The 1,127-nt window shown below is 40.3% G+C and carries 1 protein-coding gene; it reads left to right on the top strand.

From position 1 onward, the window contains the following. Positions 1-1,127 (top strand): PspC-related protein choline-binding protein 1 (locus tag B4W83_RS12815; protein WP_158083590.1); only part of this gene is annotated, 1,127 nt, incomplete at both ends.

The following is a 1,127-nucleotide window of genomic DNA, read 5'->3' as shown; positions in this document are numbered from 1 at the left end:
ACAGTTATCAAAGTTCCAGCTAAAAGCAAGGTTGACCGCGAAGTCCTTCCTACAAGTGTCATCCGTTATGAAAAAGATGAGACTAGAGACCGAGGAGCTTCTATTGAGATGGTTGACGGAGAAGATGGCTATGTAACCACAACGACGACCTACGATGTTAATCCAGAGACTGGTAAGGTTAGCGAAACGGTTACTGTTGATAGAAAAGAAGCCACGGATACAGTTATCAAAGTTCCAGCTAAAAGCAAGGTTGACCGCGAAGTCCTTCCTACAAGTGTCATCCGTTATGAAAAAGATGAGACTAGAGACCGAGGAGCTTCTATTGAGATGGTTGACGGAGAGGATGGCTATGTAACCACGACAAGGACCTACGATGTTAATCCAGAGACTGGTAAGGTTAGCGAAAAGGTTACTGTTGATAGAAAAGAAGCCACGGATACAGTTATCAAAGTTCCAGCTAAGAGCAAGGTTGAAGAAGTTCTTGTTCCATTTGCTACTAAATATGAAGCAGACAATGACCTTTCTGCAGGACAGGAGCAAGAGATTACTCTAGGAAAGAATGGGAAAACAGTTACAACGATAACTTATGATGTAGATGGAAAGAGTGGACAAGTAACTGAGAGTACTTTAAGTCAAAAAGAAGACTCTCAAACAAGAGTTGTTAAAAAAGGAACCAAGCCCCAAGTTCTTGTCCAAGAAATTCCAATCGAAACAGAATATCTCGATGACTCAACTCTTGATAAAGGTCAAGAAATAGAAGAAGCAGGAGAAATTGGTGAAATTACGCTTACTACAATCTATACTGTAGATGAACGTGATGGAACAATTGAAGAAACTACTTCTCGTCAAATTACTAAAGAGATGGTAAAAAGACGTATAAGGAGAGGGACGAGAGAACCTGAAAAAGTTGTTGTTCCTAAGAAGTCATCTATTCCTTCATATCCTGTATCTGTTACATCTAATCAAGGAACAGATTCAGCATTAGAACCAGCTAAACCAGTTGCTGCAACAACAGGCTGGAAACAAGAAAATGGTATGTGGTATTTTTATAATACTAACGGTTCCATGGTAACGGGTTGGGTACAAGTGAATGGTTCATGGTACTACCTCAACTCTAACGGTTCCAT

Source organism: Streptococcus pseudopneumoniae ATCC BAA-960 = CCUG 49455, assembly GCF_002087075.1.
GTDB lineage: Bacteria > Bacillota > Bacilli > Lactobacillales > Streptococcaceae > Streptococcus > Streptococcus pseudopneumoniae.
This window is presented reverse-complemented; position numbering and strand designations above follow the sequence as displayed.